The organism is Cyanobium sp. L1E-Cus (assembly GCF_024345755.1).
GTDB classification, from domain to species: Bacteria; Cyanobacteriota; Cyanobacteriia; order PCC-6307; family Cyanobiaceae; genus Cyanobium_A; species Cyanobium_A usitatum.
On the sequence record NZ_JAGQBS010000002.1, the window covers coordinates 1 to 20,593 of the forward strand.

Annotated in this window: 20 protein-coding genes; 6 read left to right on the top strand and 14 right to left on the bottom strand. The window is 62.0% G+C overall.

The genetic code is table 11. The features are described from left to right. Positions 1 to 94: 94 nt before the first annotated feature. Both KBZ22_RS00030 and KBZ22_RS00035 read right to left on the bottom strand, forming a co-directional pair. Positions 95 to 355, bottom strand: a complete 261-nt coding sequence (locus tag KBZ22_RS00030; RefSeq protein WP_315858582.1) for a DCC1-like thiol-disulfide oxidoreductase family protein — start codon at positions 353 to 355, stop codon at positions 95 to 97. After that, positions 352 to 591: a hypothetical protein gene (locus tag KBZ22_RS00035; RefSeq protein WP_255020550.1), complete on the bottom strand. Its 240-nt coding sequence runs from the start codon at positions 589 to 591 to the stop codon at positions 352 to 354. The genes KBZ22_RS00030 and KBZ22_RS00035 overlap by 4 nt, the downstream gene beginning before the upstream one ends. Before the next feature lie 81 nt (positions 592 to 672). Here KBZ22_RS00035 and KBZ22_RS00040 point away from each other — a divergent pair, with 81 nt between their 5' ends. Together KBZ22_RS00040 and KBZ22_RS00045 are read left to right on the top strand one after the other, a co-directional pair. Beyond that, entirely contained in the window at positions 673 to 1,125 is a 453-nt protein-coding gene (locus tag KBZ22_RS00040; RefSeq protein ID WP_255020551.1) for a secondary thiamine-phosphate synthase enzyme YjbQ, read from the top strand. Positions 1,126 to 1,149: 24 nt separating this feature from the next. Further along, positions 1,150 to 1,614 carry an HIT family protein gene (locus tag KBZ22_RS00045; protein ID WP_255020552.1) on the top strand — a complete coding sequence of 155 codons (465 nt, stop codon included), beginning with the start codon at positions 1,150 to 1,152 and terminating at the stop codon, positions 1,612 to 1,614. Between the two features lies 1 nt (position 1,615). On the opposite strand, the gene clpB is transcribed toward KBZ22_RS00045, so the two are convergent. Both clpB and KBZ22_RS00055 read right to left on the bottom strand, forming a co-directional pair. Further along, positions 1,616 to 4,246, bottom strand: coding sequence for an ATP-dependent chaperone ClpB (gene clpB, locus KBZ22_RS00050; protein ID WP_255020922.1), 2,631 nt, complete (start codon positions 4,244 to 4,246; stop codon positions 1,616 to 1,618). Between the two features lie 108 nt (positions 4,247 to 4,354). After that, positions 4,355 to 4,657 (bottom strand): hypothetical protein, encoded by a 303-nt coding sequence (locus tag KBZ22_RS00055; RefSeq protein WP_255020553.1) that lies wholly within the window; start codon positions 4,655 to 4,657, stop codon positions 4,355 to 4,357. Positions 4,658 to 4,715: 58 nt separating this feature from the next. Between KBZ22_RS00055 and KBZ22_RS00060 the strand changes: the two genes are divergently transcribed. Continuing rightward, a complete protein-coding gene (locus KBZ22_RS00060; RefSeq protein WP_255020555.1) occupies positions 4,716 to 4,922 on the top strand; it encodes a hypothetical protein in 207 nt (68 codons plus the stop codon). 151 nt (positions 4,923 to 5,073) lie between these two features. On the opposite strand, the gene KBZ22_RS00065 is transcribed toward KBZ22_RS00060, so the two are convergent. The 10 genes from KBZ22_RS00065 to KBZ22_RS00110 all read right to left on the bottom strand — a co-directional run bounded on the left by KBZ22_RS00065 (position 5,074) and on the right by KBZ22_RS00110 (position 14,009). Then, positions 5,074 to 5,415: a c-type cytochrome gene (locus KBZ22_RS00065; RefSeq protein WP_106501929.1), complete on the bottom strand. Its 342-nt coding sequence runs from the start codon at positions 5,413 to 5,415 to the stop codon at positions 5,074 to 5,076. A gap of 114 nt (positions 5,416 to 5,529) precedes the next feature. After that, positions 5,530 to 5,865, bottom strand: a complete 336-nt coding sequence (locus KBZ22_RS00070; RefSeq protein WP_254941224.1) for a plastocyanin/azurin family copper-binding protein — start codon at positions 5,863 to 5,865, stop codon at positions 5,530 to 5,532. Further along, positions 5,862 to 6,872: an NAD(P)-dependent oxidoreductase gene (locus KBZ22_RS00075; RefSeq protein ID WP_255020556.1), complete on the bottom strand. Its 1,011-nt coding sequence runs from the start codon at positions 6,870 to 6,872 to the stop codon at positions 5,862 to 5,864. The genes KBZ22_RS00070 and KBZ22_RS00075 overlap by 4 nt, the downstream gene beginning before the upstream one ends. Further along, positions 6,869 to 7,927, bottom strand: a complete 1,059-nt coding sequence (gene hemE / locus KBZ22_RS00080; protein WP_254941226.1) for a uroporphyrinogen decarboxylase — start codon at positions 7,925 to 7,927, stop codon at positions 6,869 to 6,871. The genes KBZ22_RS00075 and hemE overlap by 4 nt, the downstream gene beginning before the upstream one ends. 26 nt (positions 7,928 to 7,953) lie before the next feature. After that, entirely contained in the window at positions 7,954 to 10,278 is a 2,325-nt protein-coding gene (glgB, locus tag KBZ22_RS00085) for a 1,4-alpha-glucan branching protein GlgB (RefSeq protein WP_255020557.1), read from the bottom strand. A gap of 42 nt (positions 10,279 to 10,320) precedes the next feature. Next, complete coding sequence (locus tag KBZ22_RS00090) at positions 10,321 to 11,127, bottom strand: DUF3887 domain-containing protein (RefSeq protein ID WP_255020558.1); 807 nt, start codon at positions 11,125 to 11,127, stop codon at positions 10,321 to 10,323. A 20-nt stretch (positions 11,128 to 11,147) separates the two neighbouring features. After that, positions 11,148 to 12,722 carry a CocE/NonD family hydrolase gene (locus KBZ22_RS00095; RefSeq protein ID WP_255020559.1) on the bottom strand — a complete coding sequence of 525 codons (1,575 nt, stop codon included), beginning with the start codon at positions 12,720 to 12,722 and terminating at the stop codon, positions 11,148 to 11,150. A gap of 51 nt (positions 12,723 to 12,773) precedes the next feature. Continuing rightward, a complete protein-coding gene (locus tag KBZ22_RS00100; protein WP_315858583.1) occupies positions 12,774 to 13,091 on the bottom strand; it encodes a hypothetical protein in 318 nt (105 codons plus the stop codon). 64 nt (positions 13,092 to 13,155) lie between these two features. Then, complete coding sequence (locus tag KBZ22_RS00105) at positions 13,156 to 13,539, bottom strand: DUF4332 domain-containing protein (RefSeq protein WP_255020561.1); 384 nt, start codon at positions 13,537 to 13,539, stop codon at positions 13,156 to 13,158. A gap of 2 nt (positions 13,540 to 13,541) precedes the next feature. Next, the gene (locus KBZ22_RS00110) at positions 13,542 to 14,009 is read right to left on the bottom strand and encodes a Ycf51 family protein (RefSeq protein WP_255020563.1); all 468 of its coding nucleotides are present in this window, start codon (positions 14,007 to 14,009) and stop codon (positions 13,542 to 13,544) included. A gap of 64 nt (positions 14,010 to 14,073) precedes the next feature. On the opposite strand from KBZ22_RS00110, the gene KBZ22_RS00115 reads away from it, so the two are divergent. From KBZ22_RS00115 to KBZ22_RS00125, 3 genes are read left to right on the top strand one after another with little or no spacing between them, the layout of a single operon-like run. Beyond that, on the top strand, positions 14,074 to 18,354 hold the full coding sequence (locus KBZ22_RS00115; RefSeq protein ID WP_255020564.1) for a translocation/assembly module TamB domain-containing protein: 4,281 nt from the start codon (positions 14,074 to 14,076) through the stop codon (positions 18,352 to 18,354). 28 nt (positions 18,355 to 18,382) lie between these two features. Continuing rightward, entirely contained in the window at positions 18,383 to 19,279 is an 897-nt protein-coding gene (locus KBZ22_RS00120) for an ROK family protein (RefSeq protein WP_255020565.1), read from the top strand. A 7-nt stretch (positions 19,280 to 19,286) separates the two neighbouring features. Beyond that, positions 19,287 to 20,588: a glutamate-5-semialdehyde dehydrogenase gene (locus KBZ22_RS00125; protein ID WP_255020566.1), complete on the top strand. Its 1,302-nt coding sequence runs from the start codon at positions 19,287 to 19,289 to the stop codon at positions 20,586 to 20,588. The last annotated feature ends 5 nt before the right edge of the window (positions 20,589 to 20,593 follow it).

A 20,593-nucleotide genomic window follows, 5' to 3' on the forward strand; every position in this document is an offset into this window, starting at 1 on the left:
CTGTGCGGTGGGCTCATCCGCCTTCTCACATCAGCTTTGACGGCCTCGCTGTAACGACGCATTGGTCATGTCCTCAAGCCCCCGGGTGTACTGATTAGGGGGTGACAACTTTCCTGAAACTGGGGGGGATGCGCCCCATAGCTTCTCTATAGCTGATGCTGGCGTAGCTATCTGGGTTGTATTCGGGCTGATCGATGTCCACGAAAGCGAGTTTCAGCTGCTCCCCATGGCGCTGCCTGTCTTTGCGGCCAAGTAGCTCCACCTCCCGCAGGCATAGGGGGCAACCCCCGTCATAGAGAAGGGTAAGAGCCGGGCAATTGGCTGCCTTGAAGTGTTTGTGGCTAGAAGAATTCACTTTTTGCGGCAGTAGTTTCCGCCTACGTTCATCCACCCTTCAGCGCAGGCCTTGCCATTGGTGGGTTGCACCGTGTATGTCATCAGACCCAAGGTGCTGCACTTGCCGTTCAGCATGTCTACGTACCCCATGGGACAGATGTCGCCTATTTTCGAGACTTGGCGCTGGGCTTGGGCGGCTGGGGCGGTACCTGCCAGGCCAGGTAAAACGATCAACAAGGAAAGAAATATGCGCATGGCAGCCCTTCGGGGCACTGGATAAGTATCAACCCTATCTTAGGGAGCATGCTATGGATGATCTGAAACATATCCATCTGTATGCTTCGCCAAAGCCTCGAGACCCTGCGGGTGGTGACCCTAGGCGAGGGCTTTACCGACCTCACTGGCCGTCTTAATGCAGCCTTGGCCTCCAGTGGCATGGAGCAAGGGCTGCTCAACTTGGTTTGTCTGCACACCTCATGCAGCCTCACTATCAACGAAAACGCCGACCCCCGCGTACTGCGCGACCTTTCCAGCTACCTGCGAGCCCTCGTGCCCGAGGAGGGCATACGTCCGGTCAGCGGCCGTGGTGAACTGCGCCCATACGTACACGCTGATGAAGGCTCCGACGACATGCCGGCTCACATTCGTACGGCCCTCACCACCAGTCAGCTCAGCCTTTCTTTTGAGGCTGGCCGTCTGTTACTTGGCACCTGGCAGGCTGTTTATCTGTGGGAGCACCGCAGAAGGGGCAGCGAGCGGCTGCTGACACTGCACCTATTGGGTTCTTAGGACTCCGTTTGTTTGGTTAGATCCATGAGCAGCACCCCCTGTCCTATCTGCAGAATCCATGACGATCCCGCAGCGCGGGGAGCCTATGAAATCGGTCGCGGTTCGCTTTGGCTGTTGCGCCACCATCCCGACCCCGCCCCCCTGGTTGGTTGGCTGCTCCTAGATAGTCTCCGTCATGTAGCGGGCCCCGCTGATTTCAACGACCAGGAGGCAGCTTCCTGGGGGCTTGCTGTGCGCTACGCCAGCGCTCTGCTCAAGGAGCAAACCGGCTGCGACAGGGTTTATGCGATTGCTTTTGGCGAGGGTGCGCCCCATTTGCACCTCCACTTAATCCCCCGCTTTGCTGGCGATCCCCGCACCAGCGCCTGGTTGGTGGCAGATCATTACCGTGCAGTGGCGGCTACAGAGCTGGAGCCCGCTCCTCCTGAGCAGCTGACGGACCTGGTGGACCGGGCCCGCAGCAGCTTTTCGTACGTGCTTTTACAATGACCTACACCAGCACCGGTAGCTTGGCCGGATCGCTTTGCTGGAAGCGCAGCTGGCGTGCCTCGCCTTCGGTTGCAACATCCACCGTGATGGTGTGGCCGCTGGTGAACGTCCCGGCCAGGATTCCCTTGGCTAAAGGGGTTTCCAGCTCCCTTTGGATGGCCCGCTTGAGCGGCCGGGCTCCATACACCGGGTCGTAGCCCACACCGGCCAGCCAGTCGAGGGCATCAGCATTGAGTTGCAGTCCCAGTTTTTTGTCCTCCAGCCGCCTGGCCAGCCGCTGCACCTGCAGCTCCACGATCTCGCGCAATTCCTCCTGCTTGAGGCTGTGGAAGATGATCGATTCATCAAGCCGATTGAGGAATTCAGGCCGGAAGTGACCTCTGAGGGCCTCATTCACCCGGGCTTCCATTTCGCCGTGGCGGGCTGGATCACCTGCCAGATCCAGGATCGAGGCGCTGCCGATGTTGCTGGTGAGGATTAGCACCGTGTTGGTGAAGTCCACCGTGCGGCCCTGGCCATCGGTGACGCGGCCGTCATCGAGGATCTGCAGCATCACGTTGAACACATCCGGGTGGGCCTTTTCCACCTCGTCGAACAGGATCACCGCGTAGGGCCGGCGCCGCACCGCTTCGGTGAGTTGGCCGCCCTCTTCGTAGCCCACGTAGCCAGGAGGTGCCCCGATCAGCCGGCTCACCGCGTGTTTCTCCATGTATTCGCTCATGTCGATGCGCACCATCGACTCCTCGGAATCAAACAGCTGGGCTGCCAGGGCCTTGGAGAGCTCGGTTTTGCCCACACCCGTGGGGCCAAGGAACAGGAAGCTGGCAATTGGCCGGTTGGGATCGCTCAGGCCTGCCCTTGATCGCTGAATTGCATCGGCTACAGCTGTGACCGCCTGGGCTTGACCGATCACCCGGGTGTGCAGCTCCTCCTCCAGGTGCAGCAGCTTCGCCATCTCGCTCTGCACCAACTTGGCCACGGGGATGCCGGTCCATTTGGCGATCACCTCGGCGATGTCGTCTTCGGTGACCTCTTCACGCAGCATGGTTTTATCGCTGCCGCTGGCATTAAGCGCCTCTTCTTTGGCCGCCAGTTTCTTGTGCAGCTCGGCCAGGGTGCCGTATTCGAGCTCGGCGGCCTTGTTGAGGTCGTAGTTGCGCTTGGCCTGCTCCACCTGCAGCTGCACCTGCTCAATCTCCTCCTTGATCGCGCCAAGCTCATCAATCGAGCTCTTTTCTGCCTGCCATTGGGCATTGAGGGTGCTCTGCTGTTCGCTGAGATCGGCAAGCTCTTTCTCCAGTCGCTCCAGCCGATCCTTGCTGGCGGGGTCGGATTCGCGCCCCAGAGACAGCTTTTCCATCTCCAGCTGCAGGATGCGGCGATCGAGCTCGTCGATCTGCTCCGGCTTGGAGGTGATCTCCATCTTTAGGCGGGCGGCCGATTCATCCATCAGATCGATGGCCTTGTCTGGCAAGAAGCGATCGGCGATGTAACGGCTGGAGAGCACGGCCGCTGCTACCAGGGCGTTGTCGGCGATGCGCACGCCGTGGTGCACCTCGTAGCGCTCTTTCAGGCCGCGCAGGATTGAGATTGTGTCCTCCACCGTGGGTTGATCCACGAACACCTGCTGGAAGCGGCGTTCCAGGGCCGGATCCTTCTCGATGTGCTGTCGATGCTCGTCGAGGGTGGTGGCGCCGATGCAGCGCAGTTCGCCCCGGGCCAGCATCGGCTTGAGCAGGTTGCTGGCATCCATGGCGCCGCCGCTGGCGCCGGCCCCCACCACCGTGTGGATCTCGTCGATGAACAGCACGATCTGCCCCTCCGAGGCGGTGACCTCCTTGAGCACGGCCTTGAGCCGCTCCTCAAATTCACCGCGGTATTTGGCGCCAGCGATTAGGGCGCCCATATCGAGCGACACGAGCTGGCGGTTCTGCAGAGCCTGGGGCACATCGCCATTGACGATCCGCTGGGCCAGCCCCTCCACGATCGCCGTTTTGCCCACACCGGGCTCGCCGATCAGCACTGGGTTGTTCTTGCTGCGGCGACTGAGGATCTGGATCGTGCGGCGGATCTCCTCATCGCGGCCAATCACCGGATCGAGCTTGCCCTCGCGGGCTGCGGCCGTGAGATCCCGGCCGTATTTCTCCAGGGATTCGTAGGTGCCTTCTGGGTTCTGATCGGTCACGTTTTGGGATCCGCGGATGGCCTGTACGGCTTCTTTGAGCTGGTTGGTGTTTGTGCCCGCTTGAGATAGCAATTGCTTACCGCAGCGGTCGTCTATCGCTAGCGCCAGAAGTAGGTGCTCAATCGCGATATAGCTGTCGCCGTAGGACTGTTTGAGCTCCTCAGCCTGGTCAAGAACGGTATTGAGTCCCTTGCCCAGATAGACGTTGTCTGGAGCGGCACTAAGGCTTGGCTGAGCAAGGATCCAGGCTTCCACCTTCTGACTAAGGGTGCCCACATCCACGCCGGCCTTTTCCAGAATGCGGCCGGCCAAGCCCTGCTGGCTTAGTAGGGCGGCGAGCAGATGCTCGCTTTCCATCTGCTGCTGACGCCGCTGCTGCGCCAGTTGCTGGGCCGCCACCACGGAGGCCCAGGCTTTTTCGGTGAAAAGTTCGGCGGTGGGATGCATGGCCACTTGCCTCGTTTGAGCTGCTGGATTAAACGTATGTCCGTTGTCACAATTCAGCAGCGAGGAGAACCGACCGGATTGATTCGGTCCTCCCCCGAGCTGGTGGGCCTAGTTCTTCGGGAGCTGAATCACACCAGCATCGGCGCCGCACATGCGCAGCGGACAGCCATCCGCTCCATACATCGCGTCGGCGGGGGAGAGGCAGCCCATCGCGTTCTTTGCCTGCACTTGATTGGCTTGGATCCGCCTGGGCTGGAGCAGTTTCTGGCTGGCGGGCACCACTAGGGGACAGGAGGGCTTAGGCAAGGCCTGAGCCTGAGCCTGGCCGTTGAAGCTGCCCAGCAGCCCACCCCCGGCGATGGCGAGTCCAAGCAGCAGTTGGGCCTGGGGCGATGGGGTATGGGCTGCCATGCCGATGCACTAGTTCAGACTGCTCCCACTCTGGCCCCCCGCATGGGGGATCGCTGCCGTGAACGACATCTGGAACGACCCCTTAATTGAGCAACTGGCTGCTGAGTCCCGAGAGTTTGATGGCACTGGTCGGGATTCGGAGCGCAACTGCTGGCTGGCCGTGCATCGCTATGTGCACGGTGTACTTCCCAGCGAATACGACATCCGCGAGGTTCCGGAGGAGCTTTATCTGGCCGTGCTGGCTGCCCGCCGAGGCCAGAACTGAGATCCGGGCAGAGTTTTTCCCGGATTTTCGCTCAGCTACGGAGGCCAACAAAAAACCCCGACCTTGGCCGGGGTTTGCTGAAGGACTAATTGGATAATTGAGTCAGGAAGACCAGCCCAGGAACACCGGCCCCGGAAGACCAGCCCTTAGATCAGGCCCAGCCCTTAGAAGACATGTCTTCGACGTAGGCAGCGACATCAGCGATGTCACCTTCGCTGAGCTTGCCACCGAAGGCAGGCATGGCGTTCTTGCCGTTGGTTACCTGGTAAGCAATGGCAGCTTCGTGGCCTTCGCTGTAGTTGGCCAGGTAGGCCGTTAGGGCATCCTGCTTAAGGGTGCGCTCGGCGTTAACAACGTTGCCACCACCCATGTGGCAAGCGGCGCAGTTGGCGGAAAAGATCTGGCCGCCATGGGCCACATCGGCAGCGAAGCTAGGAGCAGCACCCAGCACGAGCGCTAGGCAGAGAGCGATCAGAGAGAAGAGACGGCGCATGGGGGGCGCTTAAAAGCATGGGCAACTCGACAAAATTAAGGCGTGAACGGGGCTGATGTGACCTCTGGCAACCAGGTTCGAAACAATTGCCACAAAGTTGGCTGTGAGGTGGGATCAGCTAGGTGCCAAGACGTTGATTTCAGCGGTCATCCCTGCTGCCCGATGGGGCTCACACCAGATCGCGTAGCGGCCGGGCATATCAAATTTTTGCTCCCAGCTTTCGCCCAAAGCGAAGCTGAGGGGTTCATGGCTCCATTCGGGATGGCCTGCCACGATCAAGTTGTGGGGGCCGAGCCCCCGCACTTCAAAGCTCACTGTGTCGCCGGCGTTGATCGTCAGCTGTTCGGGTTGGAACACCAGAAAGCCTTCGTCGTTGCCCAGCAGCATCGTGAACACGAGGCAGCCCAGCAGCAGCCTCCCGACCAGCCAACCATGCCTGTGCTTGCTCATCTGTGCGGCAGGCCAGCGGTTTCGAACACCGCTTGGAGCGTTGGTGCATAGCTCACCAGGCCAAAGCGTTCTGGTGGGCTCACCGGCTCGTGCACGAAGTGGCGCTGGCGAATTGAGAAGCGATCCCAGGCATTGACTTCAATGCGTAGCAGTTTGATCAGGGCTTCGATTAACCAGCCTTGCAGGTCGATCCCAAAGGATGGCTGCCAGCTGCGGCGCCAACGGCAGAGCTGGGCCACGGTGTCATTGACGCTGATCGGCGCCTGGCCGAGCACCAGGCGCCGCAGAGCTCCCTGGTTTGGTTCCGGATTGGGTTGATGGGGCTGGGTGGCCAAATGGGCGCACACCAGGGCTATGTCGGCGGCGTGGATGAAGTGGAAGCTGGCTTCGGTGCGCAGCCACTTAGCAAGCCACAACCAGCGGGTTGCCTCCTTAATCCCGGCGGTGAGATAGCTGGTGGGATGGCGGTCGCCCGGACCCACCTGACCCCCAAATACCAGGGTGGGAAATACGGCCACAATTTTGGCGGCTAGGGGGTGGGCCTCCAGTTGCTGCAGACAGAGGGCCTTGGTTTGGATGTATTCCGTGCCAAATTCCGCTGCCTCGGGCAGCAGCTGCAACTGCCGATCCAGAATTGAGGCGGTGGAGAAGTAGATCACCTGCTCCAGCCATACAGGGCTGGTGAAAGCCAGCAGCTGCTTGACCGCGTCCACGTTCACCTGCTGGGCTCTTAGGGGATCGCCCCAGGCGGTGGCCGTGTGGATGATGCGAGTAGCGGTGGCGATTGCACCGGCATGGGGCGTTAGCTCCCGCAGGTCACCGACCAGCAGGGTGACCCGAGGATCAGCTGCTGAAACAACCGTGAGCTTGGTTGGATCACGGAGCAGGAGCAGCAACTCCGCATCGCTGTGGCGATAGAGCTGCTCGGTGATGTATTGGCCAACGCAGCCACTAGCCCCTGTGATCAGGATCCGCTGGGGTCGGGATCCTCCCGCGGGGCTGCTCAAGCCGCCGCTCCGATGCGCTCCATCACACTCTTGCCGGCTTCAAAGAAGGCACGGCCGTTTTCTTCTGGAGTGCCCGGCAGGATGCCGTGGCCCAGGTTGAGAATGTGCTTGCGGCCGCGGGCTTTGCGCACGGTGTCGTCGATGCGGGCCTGTATGGCCGCTGGGGTGCCGAATAGCAATCCGGGATCCACGTTGCCTTGCACGCCAATGTGCTCGGGTAGGCGGGCCAGGCCCTCGGCCATGTCCACGGTCCAGTCGAGAGAAATGATGTCTACCCCGGTGCGTGCCATGCGCTCAAGTACGCCGGCGCTGCCGGAGATGTAGAGGATGAAGGGGGTATCGGGGTGGGTTTGCTTAACCAGATCCACCACTTTCTTCTGGTAAGGCGCCGCGAAGCTGTCGTAATCCATGGGGCTGAGCTGGCCGGCCCAGGAATCGAACATCTGCACCACCTGGGCGCCGGAATCGATCTGGTAGCGCAGGTAGGTGGCAATTGACTCGGCGAAGTGGTCTAGGAGCTTGTGCAGCAGCTCCGGCTCTTTGAAAGCCATCGCCTTGATCACGGCGTAGTTCTTGCTGCTTTTGCCCTCCACCACATAGGCGGCCAGGGTCCAGGGGGCACCCACGAAGCCGAGTACAGCAGCTTCATTGCCAACCGATTGACTTAAACGGGTGAGCACTTCACCCACAAACGGCATGCTCTCGGCCGGCTCCAAGGCTCGCAAAGCCTCTACTTGGGCAAGGTTGCGGATTGGGTCCTGGATCAGGGGCCCCTGGCTCTCAATGATGTCGAAGTTGATCCCCATGCCCGGTAGGGGCGTGAGGATGTCTGAAAAGAGGATCACGCCGTCGGGCTTGAAGGCGTGGAAGGGCTGCATGGAGATCTCGTAGGAGAGATCTGGGTTTTCTGAGCGCTCGCGGAAACCGGGATGGCGGTCGCGTAGGTCGCGATACACCTTCATGTAGCGCCCGGCCTGGCGCATCATCCAAACCGGGGGCCGCTCCACCTGCTCACCTCGGGCGGCGCGCAGCAGCAGGGGGGCGGTTTCGGTCATGGTTGCAAGCAGAGCGAAGCGAGAACTTACCCGAGCAGGGCCCCGGAACCGGTGGCTTCGTCACAGGTGTCTTTATCCAACTGCTGGCTGCGCTTTTCATCGCGACGGAACACCAGCACTGAAAGGGGTGGTAGGCAGAGATCCAGAGATTGCTCATAGCCATGGATGCCCCACTGGTCGGTGAATTTGCCGCCCAGGTTGCCAAGGTTGCTGCCGCCGTAGCGCTCAGAATCTGTGTTGAAGGCTTCCTCATAGAAGCCTTCCAGCGGTACTCCAACTCGGTAGTGGGAATGGCTCTGGGGAGTGAAGTTGGCCACCACCACAATCCACTTGCCCGTGGCACTTTCACGCCGCATGAAGCTGATGATCGAGTGGCGATTGTCGTTGCAATCGATCCACTGGAAGCCGAATTCGCTGAAGTCGTCGCCCCAGAGAGCCCGCTCCGATTTGTAGAAGACGTTGAGATCGTCGACGAGACGCTGTAGCCCCTGGTGAGAGTCGTGCTGCAGCAGCTCCCACTGCAGGTCGCCCCATACATTCCACTCAGCCCTCTGGCCAAATTCCATCCCCATGAAGATGGTTTTCTTGCCGGGATGGGTCCACATGTATGCCAGCAGTGCCCGCACGTTGGCAAATTTTTGCCAGTCTTCACCAGGCATTTTATGCAAGAGGTTGCTCTTGCCATGCACCACTTCGTCGTGGCTTAACGCCAGCATGAAGTTCTCGGTGAAGGCGTACCAGATTGAGAAGGTGACGTTGTTCTGATGGAACTGGCGGAACCAGGGATCTAGCTCGAAGTAATCGAGCATGTCGTGCATCCAACCCATGTTCCATTTGAGGTTGAAACCGAGGCCGCCAATATTGGTGGGCTGGGTAACCATGGGCCAGGTGGTGGATTCCTCGGCGATCGAGAGTGCTCCAGGAAAGTGCTCGAACAGCACGTGGTTGGCCTGTTGCAGGAAAGTGACTGCCTCGGTGTTTTCACGACCGCCATGGTCATTTGGCAACCATTCACCATCTGGGCGCAGGTAGTCGCGGTAAAGCATGGAGGCCACCGCATCTACGCGGATGCCGTCGATGTGGAACTCCTCAAACCAATAAACAAGGTTTGCCACAAGGAAGTTGCGCACTTCGTTGCGGCTGTAGTTGAAGATTAGGGTGCCCCATTCCTTATGCTCGCCGATGCGCGGATCGGCATGCTCATAAAGATGGGCGCCATCAAAGAAGGCCAGGCCGTGGGCATCTTTGGGGAAGTGGCCTGGCACCCAGTCGAGGATCACGCCAATGCCTTCGGCGTGGCAGCGATCCACGAAGGCGCGGAATTCATCCGGTGTGCCAAAGCGGCTGGTGGGGGCGTACCAGCCCGTGACCTGGTAGCCCCAGGAACCATCGAAGGGATGCTCCGAGATGGGCATCAGCTCGATGTGGGTAAAGCCGCGGGCTTTCACGTAGGGGATGACCCGATCAGCTAGCTCCGGATAGGTGAGCAGGCGAGCGCCGGGTTTGAGATCGGCTGCAGGCACCGGCGGGCGCGGTGTGCCGTCAGCTTCGATGTAGGGCTGGTCGGCAGCGCCGTGCATCCAGCTGCCCAGATGCATTTCATACACAGACACCGGCTGGTCGAGGGGGTTGCGGCTATCCCGCTCCTGCATCCAGCTCGAGTCTTGCCATTGGTGCCCCGCAAGGGACTCAACGATCGAGCCATTGTTGGGACGAATCTCATGGCGGAAGCCATAGGGGTCTGCTTTTTGATAGCAGTGCCCGTTTTGAGCTCTTACTTCGTATTTGTAGATCTCACCTGGCTTAAGCCCGGGAATGAATAGCTCCCAGGATCCACCCACCCTTGCCTGCATCGGATGGTGGCGGCCATCCCAGCCGTTGAAATTGCCCAGCACCGCCACGCTGCGGGCATTGGGGGCCCAGAGGCAGAACTGAACGCCCTTGACGCCGTTGTGCTCCACCACGTGGGCACCCATACGGCGCCATATGTGGTGGTGGTTGCCCTCTGCAAACAACAGGCGGTCTAGTTCGCCCATCCATTCATGGCGAAACGACCAGGGATCGGGCTGCACGTGTTCGATGCCGCCGCGGTTTACCCGCACTTGGTAAGCGGTACCGGGATCACTGCCCCAAGCTGCTTCGAAAATCCATGGGTGATTCGGAGTGGCCATCGGCAGCGATTGGCCATCGATCAGCAGCTCAACACGCTCTGCCTCAGGCATCCAGACGCGTAGCACCCATCCGCCCGATTCGAGGGGCTGGGGCCCCAGCACCGCAAACGGGTGGTCGTGCCGGCATTCAGCCAGCCGCTGGCAATCGTCCGCCATCCAGTTAAGGGTGAGCAAGGACATGTACCAGCAGCGATCGGAAGGCGAGCTTAGGCGGCTCGGGGCTCAGCGCACCGGCTTGGGGGTGATTGGATCGCTGGGAAAGTCGATGCCGATTATTTCGTTGTTGGCATTAAGGATCACAAAGAGGGAATCGCTAAGACGATTGAAATCGGTATTTACCAGTACAAGGCGCTGGTCGCCGCCGCCCTCGGCCACTACAACTTTGCGGATCCGTACAAATTCGCCGGTTTGACGTTGCAGCTGCTGCCAGCGCACCTGCAGGCTGCTTGCGGAGATCTCCTTCTGCAGTGACAGGCTCAAAAAGCTACGTGCTGAGATGAACTGGCCACTGGTTAGGGCGGTGACAAATCTTTTGGCAACCACGCTCGGTGCCTCATCGGTTACATCCAGGTGGTAACCAGCGAGCTTGCCTTCGGGGTTGAGCACTATGAACAGCTCTCGCTTGCCCATGGTTGTGGTGATGCTGGCCTCAACGGTGGTGTTGCGCAAACCCCCTTGCACGCTGAGCAGGGTCCAGCTCAACAGTTTCGGTTGGGTGCGCATTGTCTCCGCCACCATCGAAGGGCTGCTAACCGCCTTGAGTTCCTCTGAGAATTGGCTGTAGCGCAGGTTGGGATCGCGGCTTTTAACTGCTGCCAAAATCCGATTGGCTGCATCGCGGGCGGCTTCGACGCTGAGGGCTGGACGATCCACACCACCGCTCTGGCTCTGGGCCAAAGCCGCACTGCCTGATGTTCCTGGCGCTGCGGCCATGGTGATGCTCAGGCCGGTGGCCAGCGCAAGCATGCCGAGAGCCATGCGGCTGAGGGCCTGGGGCTGTTGAACAAAGCGCAGGTGGCGCAGCGACATCGCAAAAACAAACATTTGGATCAGTGTGCCCCAAATTTGCCGCCCAAGAGGGGCAGCAGCTGCAATTGGGAATCAGCCAGTTCAAGCTCCAGCGTGATGACTCGATGGTGCGGGCCGGTAGGCCCGAAGGTCTCGAGGCCATCTCCGGGGTTTACGGCAATCTGCGGCCAGGCCGCTCCCGCTAGGGAGAGTCGCAACCGTTCCCCGGGGCAGAGCTCAGCTAGCAGGGGCTGCAATTGAACTCGCAGCAGCTTTTTTTCGCCTGCTAGCTGCTGCGTCCTGGCCACACCCGTGCTCAGTTGGAGCACCCTTCCCTGGGGATCAATCACCGAGAGAGCTGCACAAAGGTCAAAGCTGGGTTGGTCGGCCCGCACAGAAATGGTCAATAGGGGCCGTCCCTCAAGCTCCAGGTGCGTGCTTAGTGGTGAACTGCTGAAGCAGATGACATCACTACGGCGGTCCAGGTCGCCGCGTTCACACGGGCCTGGATCGAGGCCAAGGTGGCCGCCCCGGCCTGGAACTGGTCGCCAGGGATCATGCACTAGGGCGACCTCGCCGCTGCCAAATTGATCGAGCAGCAATTCGCCCTCCTCCACGTCGATTGTGGCCAGGCCACGACTGCGTAGCCCCCAGCTCAGGTTGCTGCTGTCTGAATTGGGGGGCCGCCAATGGAGGCTTGAGTTCTTGCCGTTTGTAAGGGGGGCTTTTTCTACAAGAACGGCAGCGCTGAGTTGTTCTGGAGCGGCTTGATCCTGAAGATGGTGCTGAAAGAAGGCCAGTTGCAACCGATCAAGGCCGCCGTTCCAGTCGAGGTGGGTATAGGCACCAATGCGGAGCAGCGGCGAGCCACCTGCAGCGCTAGCAAGTGCAAAGAGGTTCAAGATGCCGCGCAGATGGGGGTCGTACCAGCCACCGATCAGCAGCATCGGGCGCTGCAATAGAGCTGCGACTGGTTGGTGGCTAACCCACCTAGGGGCCTCGCTTGCCGGCAGCTGCAGCCAGCGGCAGGCCATGCCTTGGGGGTCATGGCGCTTGAGCAGGTCAAAGCCTTCAGACAGAAAGTCGCCCGAGTCGATGCTGCGGCGAATCTCTTGCCAGCCGGCATCGTCCCCAAGTTTCTTGCAGCGAAGGGCTGCCAATTGCAGTCCCCAGCCGATGCCTAGGGCCCACCAGTGGGCTCCTCCCTCGCAGGCCCAGTCACCGCGCTCGTCCAAACCAGCCATAGCCGGTGCCAGGCAGTCGGGCAGGGCCGCTGGATCGTCGCTTAGCAGTTGGGTCAGGCCTTGGTATGAAAATCCATAGCAACCGACTCTTCCGTTACTGCCTTCAAGGTTGCGAACCCAGCGGATGGTGTCTGCCCCATCGGATAACTCCTGCTCGAATCCTTGGAACGTCCCTTGGGAAGCACCTTGACCGCGCACATCCTGAACAACTACCAGAAAGCCATGGGCTGCGTACCAGCTGGGATGGGCATAGGTAATAGTTGAGGCGATCGCTCGGCCGTAGGGCTGTCGCATCAGCAGCACCGGCCATGATCCTTGGTCGGCTGGTTGCCAGACTCGGCTGATCAGCTGGGTGCCATCCCGGCAATCCATGGCCTCGTCTCGCCGTCGAACCTGCAAAAGGTTTGGCGCCGGGCTGCTCACTCAGCGCACATCGGGGCAATAAAGCCCAATCACATAGGTGATAAGAACCTCAGAATCCATGGGACTGAGGTTTTCTTGGCGGGCGATCTGGCTCACGGCCGAGCTGGATGTAGCGGAGAGCCCCTGGGCGTTGAAGCCCTGAAACTGGCTGCAAAGCGCCTTCGCCCGCGCCGGGTTTTGCTTCACGGACTCAAGCAATTGGGATTGGGCCAGGGCAGGTGACCACAGAGCTGCCAGGCTGATCAGCAGAAGCGGCACCAGGCCGAAGATGTAACGGCCGCAGGTCGAATTACTGGGTGGGGAGTGGAGATTTGACAACGTATGCAGCCCCAAGGCACTTCCATTTGAGCCACCTGGGGCGGCGGCTGGTGGCTGCTCTGGATCAGTTCGTGGGGCGGCGCTGAGCGCGCCGGATCCATTCGCTCAAGGTGGTCAGATCGAGCAGGGGGGAGGCCATGCCGGTGAGGCTTCGTTGCAGCCGGCCCATCTGTACCAAGAGTTGGTGCGGGTCACTGGCCGCCAATCCAGCCCTGCTAGCGATGCCGGCGTAGAGCAGCAGGGCGGCTTCTGCCGGCTCGATTCCCACTTCTACCACTAGCCGGGCCTGGCCCCGAAGCTTGATCAGCCGGGCCTCGCTGGCGCCGCCGCTGCGGCCGAGCCGGCGCAGGTCCTGGTCTTGGAGTCCGGCGAGTTGGGGCCAGCTATCGATGCCGGCCAGCTCCAATTGGCGTTGTTCACGCTGAAAGTGAATCGGCAGTTGCCACATGGCTAGGGCTGTAGCTCAACATCACCACTTGTCAGGCTGCGCGTGGCTTCTGCCAGCACCACTGGCTTGCTCAGCCCCGGGGCGATCGTCTCGACGCGGCGCAGTCGCACGTGCACCAGGTTGTCGGCGCTGCTGCGGCCGCCACCCCTGAGGTTTTGGGCGACTTGCTGAACTGTGGGTGCGGCGGCCCCATCCGCTATGCCGTCTGGCGCTGCTGCCACCACCAGGTCGATGCCGTTGTCAAACACCACCGGCACGCTCACGGCCCCAGCTAGCTGCACGCGAGGGGTATAGCTCACCGCAAAGGCAAGGCAGGAAACGGCGAGCAGGGCCGTGAAGCTGGTGACACCAACCAGCCGAAAGCGAATCCCCCAGCGGCTCACATAACCAAGAATCGTGGTCAAAGCCAGGACCCCACTGGCGGCCCCCAGCCATTTGCCCGCTGTCAGCAGGATTGGATCAGCGGCCATAGGGCTGGATGTTTGGGTTAGTGCCTTTATATTGCGCCCGTCGCAGGGGTGGCAGCCCACGGGAATGGCGGAGTTGCCAGAACAGAACCCTGGGCCAGTCCCCGCTTTGCCGTCACTTGCACCCCCAACCTGGCCACGGGGCCCCGGCGGAGTCCGCTTTCTGGCGGCGTTTACAGGCGTCTGCGGTGCCCTGATTCTGCTGGTCTGGGGCGGGGATCAGGCCCTGAGAAAGCTCTACGAGCACTGGAGACCTCGGGTTGATCAGTCGCTCAGCCAGCTTTCTGGCCATCCCGTTGAGCTTGGCGACTATCAGGGTCTGGGCTGGGGTGGTCTGCGCATTGGGCCCAGTCGCATCGCCCCTGGGCGGCTGGATGGCTCCTCAGTCTTGGTGCGTTCGGTTTTGGTGAGCTTGGATCCGCTAGCCAGCCTGCGCCAGCGGTTGCCAGTGGTGCATGTGGGCCTGACTGGTGTGCGCGCTGAGTTGCGGCGCAACTCCCAAGGTCAGTATTGGGTGCCAGGGCGCCTTGCTGTAGGCAGCGAGCCGCCGCGCCTGGATCTCAGGTTGCGCCTGGTGGATCCCGCCTTGCTCAACCTGCAGCCTTCCGGTATGAGCCTCCGCCTCACGGGCCGTGGTGCAGTGCTGCCCCATCGCCGGGAGGTTGAACTGGCGGCTTGGCTGCGCTCGGAGGTGGCCGCTGGCGAGCTGGCCATGGAGCTCCAGGGCAATTGGCAGAGGCAGCGCTGGGATGGAACCCTGCGGACAAAGGCCTTGCAGCTACCCCCTCTGCAGCGCCTGTTAGGCCTGCCTGGTCAACTTGCGGGTCACGCAGATGGCAAGTTCGCCTTGGCCTGGAGGGATCGCCAGCCCTTCTGTCGAGGTGGAGCCCAGCTGCGCCAATTGCGCTGGCGGCCTGCGACCGGCGTATCCCGACTGGAGTTGCCATTCAGCCAACTGCGCTGCAGCGGCCAGGCGCTCGAGTTGGACCGCTCTGCCTGGCGCTGGGGAGCACCGGGCAGCAAGGGCCTGCAGGGCACCCTGCGGCTTGAGGGGCTGTGGCAGCGAAACCAGCTTCAGCTGCGCCAGTTTGAGCTGGCCCGCGGTCGCTCCTGGCTAAAGCTCAAGGGGAGCTTGGCCAGGCGTTTTGATCTGACGGGGCAATGGCAGCTCCGGCCCGGTGACCTTCCCCTGCAAGCCGGCACCCCTGAGTGGCTGTTGAACCAACAGGTAAGCGGCTCAGTTTCGGCCAGGGGGCCGTGGCGCCTGCCCCAGCTCCAGGCCCGCTTTGGTCAGCCCAGTAACCCGTTGCTGGGTCGCTGGGATGCGGTTTTGGATTGGCGCGATAAGCGCCTAGTGCTGCAGCGTTTCAGTAGTGCCCACCTCTCCGCCCGTGGCGTGTTGCCCCTGGGCCTGCGGGCCGGTGAGGGGCTGGTGCCAGGCCAGCTCGATCTCAACTTGGAGCTGCAGCGCTACCCCCTCGAGCGGCTCGATTTGCTTGTGGGCACCCAATTGCAGGGAATCTTGCAGGCCACTGGCCGGGTTCGGGGCCCTCTCAAAGCCTTGAGGCCAGACCTGGATCTCCAGATCGACCAGCCCGGTGCGGGCCCCCTCAGCTTGCGGGAAAACTGGCATGGCCAGTGGTTTGGTGATCCGGCTGGTGGTGGGCGCCTACGCATGCAAGCTCTCGCCCCTGCGCCGGTGGGGGTGCTTACGGCCCGCCTCGATTCCCGTTGGGTCCCCCGTGCAGTTCGCCTTGACCGGGCCGGCGGCACTCTGGAACTCAACGGCAGCCCTCGGGCCTACCGCTGGCAGGCATCCCAGTTGCCCCTCGACGGATTGCAGCTAGCCCTGGGGCCAAATTCGAGGCGTCAACCCCTGCAAGCCCGGCTGAGCGGTCAGGGCCTGCTTGAACTCCAACCCCTGGCCTTCAGCGGTAGCGCCCAGCTTGATCGGCCGGTGTTTTTGGGCGTCTGGGGGAAATCGGCCCAGGCGAATATCCGCTATGCCAAGCGTCGCTACTCAGTCCAAGGAGCTATCTCTCCCCTTGCTGGGGGCAACCTTGCCATCGATTGGAGTGGCGTGTGGCATGGCGCCTTCCGAGCCCGCCTTCAGGGTGAGCGATTACCGCCGCTGTTTTTGCAGCAGTTGGTCAGGGCCTGGCCCCAGTGGCGCGGAGGGAGCGCGCCGATCCTGGGCCGGGCCAGCGACATCGGCACCCTGCTGATCGATACGTTTAGCGGCAGCGTGCAGGGCCAGCTGCGCGCCCTGGAGCTTGCTAGAGCTCGCCTGAGCTCTGCCCGGCTGGAGCGTGACCGGCAAAGCAGCCCCCAGGAGCGACTGCAGCGGCTGGCAGGTCAGATCGATGCAGACCTGCGCCTTGACGGAGCCAGCCTGCTGGAAGCCCGCGCCGACCTCCAGGCCCGCGCCCACCTCTGGTTGCCTGAGGCAAACCAGGACCAGCCCCTTACCTCTGTGCCGGTGCTGGTGAAGTTCACCGGGCCCCTGCGCCGGGGGGCTGGCAATTTCAGCCTGGCTGACCTGCCCCTTGAGCTGTTGGCGCTGCTTACCCCTGTGCCCGCCGGATTGCGTGGCCGCCTATCTCTGCAGGGGCGCTACCGCCTCGGCACTCCCCAACCTGAGCTTGCCCTCAACATCAACCTGGTTGATGGCTATCTAAGGGAAACGGCTTTGGTGCTGGAGCGGAGCACCATTCAGCTGGAGCAGGCCAGGCTGCTCCTCGATCTTTCTTTGCGGGCGGCCGGGGCTTCAACCAGCGTCGAATTGGCGGGTGTTGTGCCCTTGGATCCGGGGAGGCAGGGTCTTGAACTGCGCCTGGCTAGTCGTGACGACGGCTTGCGCTTCCTGGCGGGGCTTGCCCAGCCTGCCCTGCAGTGGAATCAGGGCAGCGGCGACCTCCAACTGCTGGTGCGCGGCAGCGTTAGAGAGCCGATCGCTAACGGATTTTTGCGTTTTCGGGGTGCTCAGTTGCAGTTCATCGGCCAAAAGGTTCGTGACGTCGATGCCACCGTGCTGTTCGACTTTGAGCAGCTCCTGCTTCAGGAGTTCAACGCCAAGGTGGGAGATAAGGGAGTGGTGCGTGGTCAGGGAAGCCTGGGGCTGTTTCGCCCTGAGGCCACAGCTGATGGCAAAGACGCCACGCTGAAGGTAGAGCTTGAAAAGGTGCCCTTTGCCATGTCTCGGATCAAGGCCGTGGCTGATGGGTCCCTTCAAATCGGAGGCAGCGTTGCTGCCCTTGATATTGGCGGGGAGCTGGCTATATCCCGGGGCAGCATCAACGTTCAGCCGGCTCGACTGGCCAGTGAAGCCAATCTGGCGGCACCGGTAGCTAGCGCTGCTGAATTGCTCGAATCCAGCTGGAATTACGACCAGCCCTTGGTGCTGCTCGGTCCCGATGTGGAGAGCAACGCCAGTGAGGCCCTGCGTGCCGCCGTACCTAATGCCAGCTTTGTGGGTTTCGACGACCTGAGGTTGAAGCTGGGCCCCGACCTGAAGGTTGGCATCCCCAACCTGGCCAGCTTTGGCACCAGTGGTTTGCTGCGACTTAATGGGAGGCTTGATCCGAGCCTGCGCTTGCAGGGTGTGGTGCGATTGCTGAACGGGCGACTAAACCTGTTCACCACCACGTTTGGTCTCGACCCCGACTCCCCAAACGTTGCGGTGTTCACACCCTCGATGGGATTGATTCCTTTTTTAGATATCTCGCTGCGTACCAGGGTCTCCGACAACCTGCCGACCACCAGTGGTATTGGGACCGCCGGCAGCCTTTCATTGCAGGACTTTCAGGCGGTTGGCGCCACCAACTCCCTCGACCAGCTCAACTTGGTGCGTGTTTTTCTGAGTGTGAGCGGCCCGGCGGACCGTCTTGCCGACAACCTGGTGCTGCGCAGTTCGCCGCCGCTCTCGGAAGATCGGCTGCTGGCCCTGATCGGCGGCAATACCCTGGCCGGCCTGGCGGGATCTGCAGGCGGCACCGTGCTGGCTACCGCCCTAGGACAAACCCTGCTCTCGCCTCTGCTCGGCACCCTCGGCGATGCCTTCGGCCAGCGACTCAGCTTTGCCCTTTATCCCACCTACGTGAACCAAGGTGTGGCCAGTGGCGCCGAACGTCGCTCAGGTCGGGTGCCGCCCCAGCTGGTGCTGGGAGCTGAGTTAGGTCTTGATCTCACGGAACGCTTCAATGCATCTGTGTTGGCTGCCCCCAACCGCTCCGACGTCCCCCCCCAATTAAATCTGAATTTCAAGGCCTCAGAATTGCTCAACCTGCAGGGGGCTATCGACTCCCAGGGTGCCTGGCAGACCCAGTTGCAGCTGTTTTTCCGCTTCTGAGCTTGTTTTGTTCGATGCAGCGATTCCGATGAACCAGTTGATCGGGGTGGATCTCGGTGGTAGTGCCATCAAGTTGGGGCGCTTCAGCGAAGCCGGCGACCTGCTTGCGGAGTTGCAGGTGCCTACTCCCCAGCCAGCGGTCCCTGGTGCTGTGACAACGGCGATCGTGGCGGCGGTACAGCAACTAGATCCTCAGCGGTTGGCCGATCGGATTGGGGTCGGCCACCCCGGGCCCAGCGACCAAGCCGGCCGGGTGGCGCGCATCGCCATAAACCTGCCGGGTTGGCTGGATGTGCCCTTGGCCAATTGGCTCGAGCCCCTGCTGGAGCGCCCTGTGACCCTGGCCAATGACGCCAACTGCGCCCTGATCGGTGAGCACTGGCGCGGGGCAGCCCGGGGAGTTGGCGATGTCTTGCTGCTCACCTTGGGCACGGGCGTGGGCGGTGCGGTGTTGCTCGATGGCCAATTGTTTACAGGTCATCGGGGGGCGGCCGCCGAGCCCGGTTTGATAGGCCTCGATCCCGCTGGTCCGCCCTGCAACAGCGGTAACAACGGCTCCCTGGAATCCTTCTGCAGTCGCCGCGGCTTCGATCGCCTATCCAGCCTGGATCCGGCCGAACTCTGCCGCCGGGCCACTGGCGGCGATGGCGAAGCCCTGGCGGTGTGGCGGGCCTATGGCCAGCTGCTGGGGCAAGGTTTGAGCTCGCTGCTTTATGTGCTCACACCGGAGCTAGTGCTGATTGGTGGTGGCCTCAGCGGCGCCAGCGATCACTTCCTGCCAGCGGTGTGGCAGGAGGTGGAGCAGCGGGTGCAGGCAGCCAGCCGGGAGGGTCTGACGATTCGTCGCTGCAGCCTCGGCAACGGAGCCGGCCGGCTGGGGGCGGCTCGCCTGGCGCTGCAACGTTTGGCGCCCAGCTTGGGATGATGGCTTGATGATTCCTGATCCCTCCCCAGACCTGCTGGCCCGGGCCGCCCAGGTGCGCCGCTGCGCCATGGCCCTTGGCCAACTCGACGATGGCAAGCGCCGTCAGGCCGTGCTGGCCATGGCAGAAGCCCTAGAGCAGGGCAGTGAAGCCATTTTGGCCGCCAACCAGGCCGATCTTGAGGCCGCTGCCGCCGAGGAGCTGGCGCCGGCGCTGGTGGCCCGGCTCAAGCTCGATGGTCCCAAATTGGCAGGGGCGATCGCGGGTGTGCGCCAGGTGGCGGAGCTTGCCGATCCGGTTGGCCGCCGTCAGCTCCACACCGAGCTAGATGAGGGGCTGGTGCTGGAGCGGTTAACGGTGCCCCTGGGGGTGCTGGGCGTGATCTTTGAGGCGCGGCCAGATGCGGTGATGCAGATCGCCTCCTTGGCTATTCGCTCCGGCAACGGCGCCCTGCTCAAGGGTGGTCGCGAAGCAAGCCGTAGCTGTGAGGCCATTCATGCAGCGCTGCGCCGTGGCCTGGCCGCTAGTGCGGTGCAGCCCGATGCCCTGGAGCTGCTCACCAGCAGGGAGGAAAGCCTGGGGCTGCTCAAGCTCGACGGCCTGGTGGACTTGATTATTCCCCGGGGCTCCAATGCCCTGGTGCGCTTCATCCAAGACAACACCCGTATTCCAGTGCTGGGTCATGCCGATGGCATTTGCCACCTGTTTGTGGATAGGGCCGTGGATCTGGATCTGGCACTGAAGGTGGCGCTGGATTCCAAGACCCAATACCCGGCAGCTTGCAACGCGATCGAAACCCTGCTGGTTCACGCGGAGACAGCTGCCGATTTTCTGCCCAGGGCCGTGCTGGCCTTCGGGGCAGCCGGGGTTGAATTGCGCGGCGATGCCGCCGCCATGGCGCTGGGTGTGAGCCATGCCGCCTCAGACGACGACTGGAGCACCGAATATTCAGACCTGATTTTGAGTGTGAAGGTCGTTCCCGACCTCGAGGCAGCCCTCGATCACATCGCCCGCTACGGCTCCCGTCACACCGATGCCATCTGCACCCGGGATGCTGCCATGGCCGACCGCTTCCTGGCTGCGGTAAACAGCGCCGGCGTCTACCTCAATTGCTCCACCCGCTTTGCCGATGGCTTCCGCTACGGCTTCGGCGCCGAGGTAGGCATCTCTACCCAAACCATGCCCCCCCGGGGCCCCGTTGGGCTGGAGGGTTTGGTGACCTACCGCTACCGGCTGCGCGGCGAGGGCCACATCGCCGCCGATTACGCCGGCGGCGTGCGCCATTTCAGCCATCGCCCCCTGCCCCTTTGAATTTC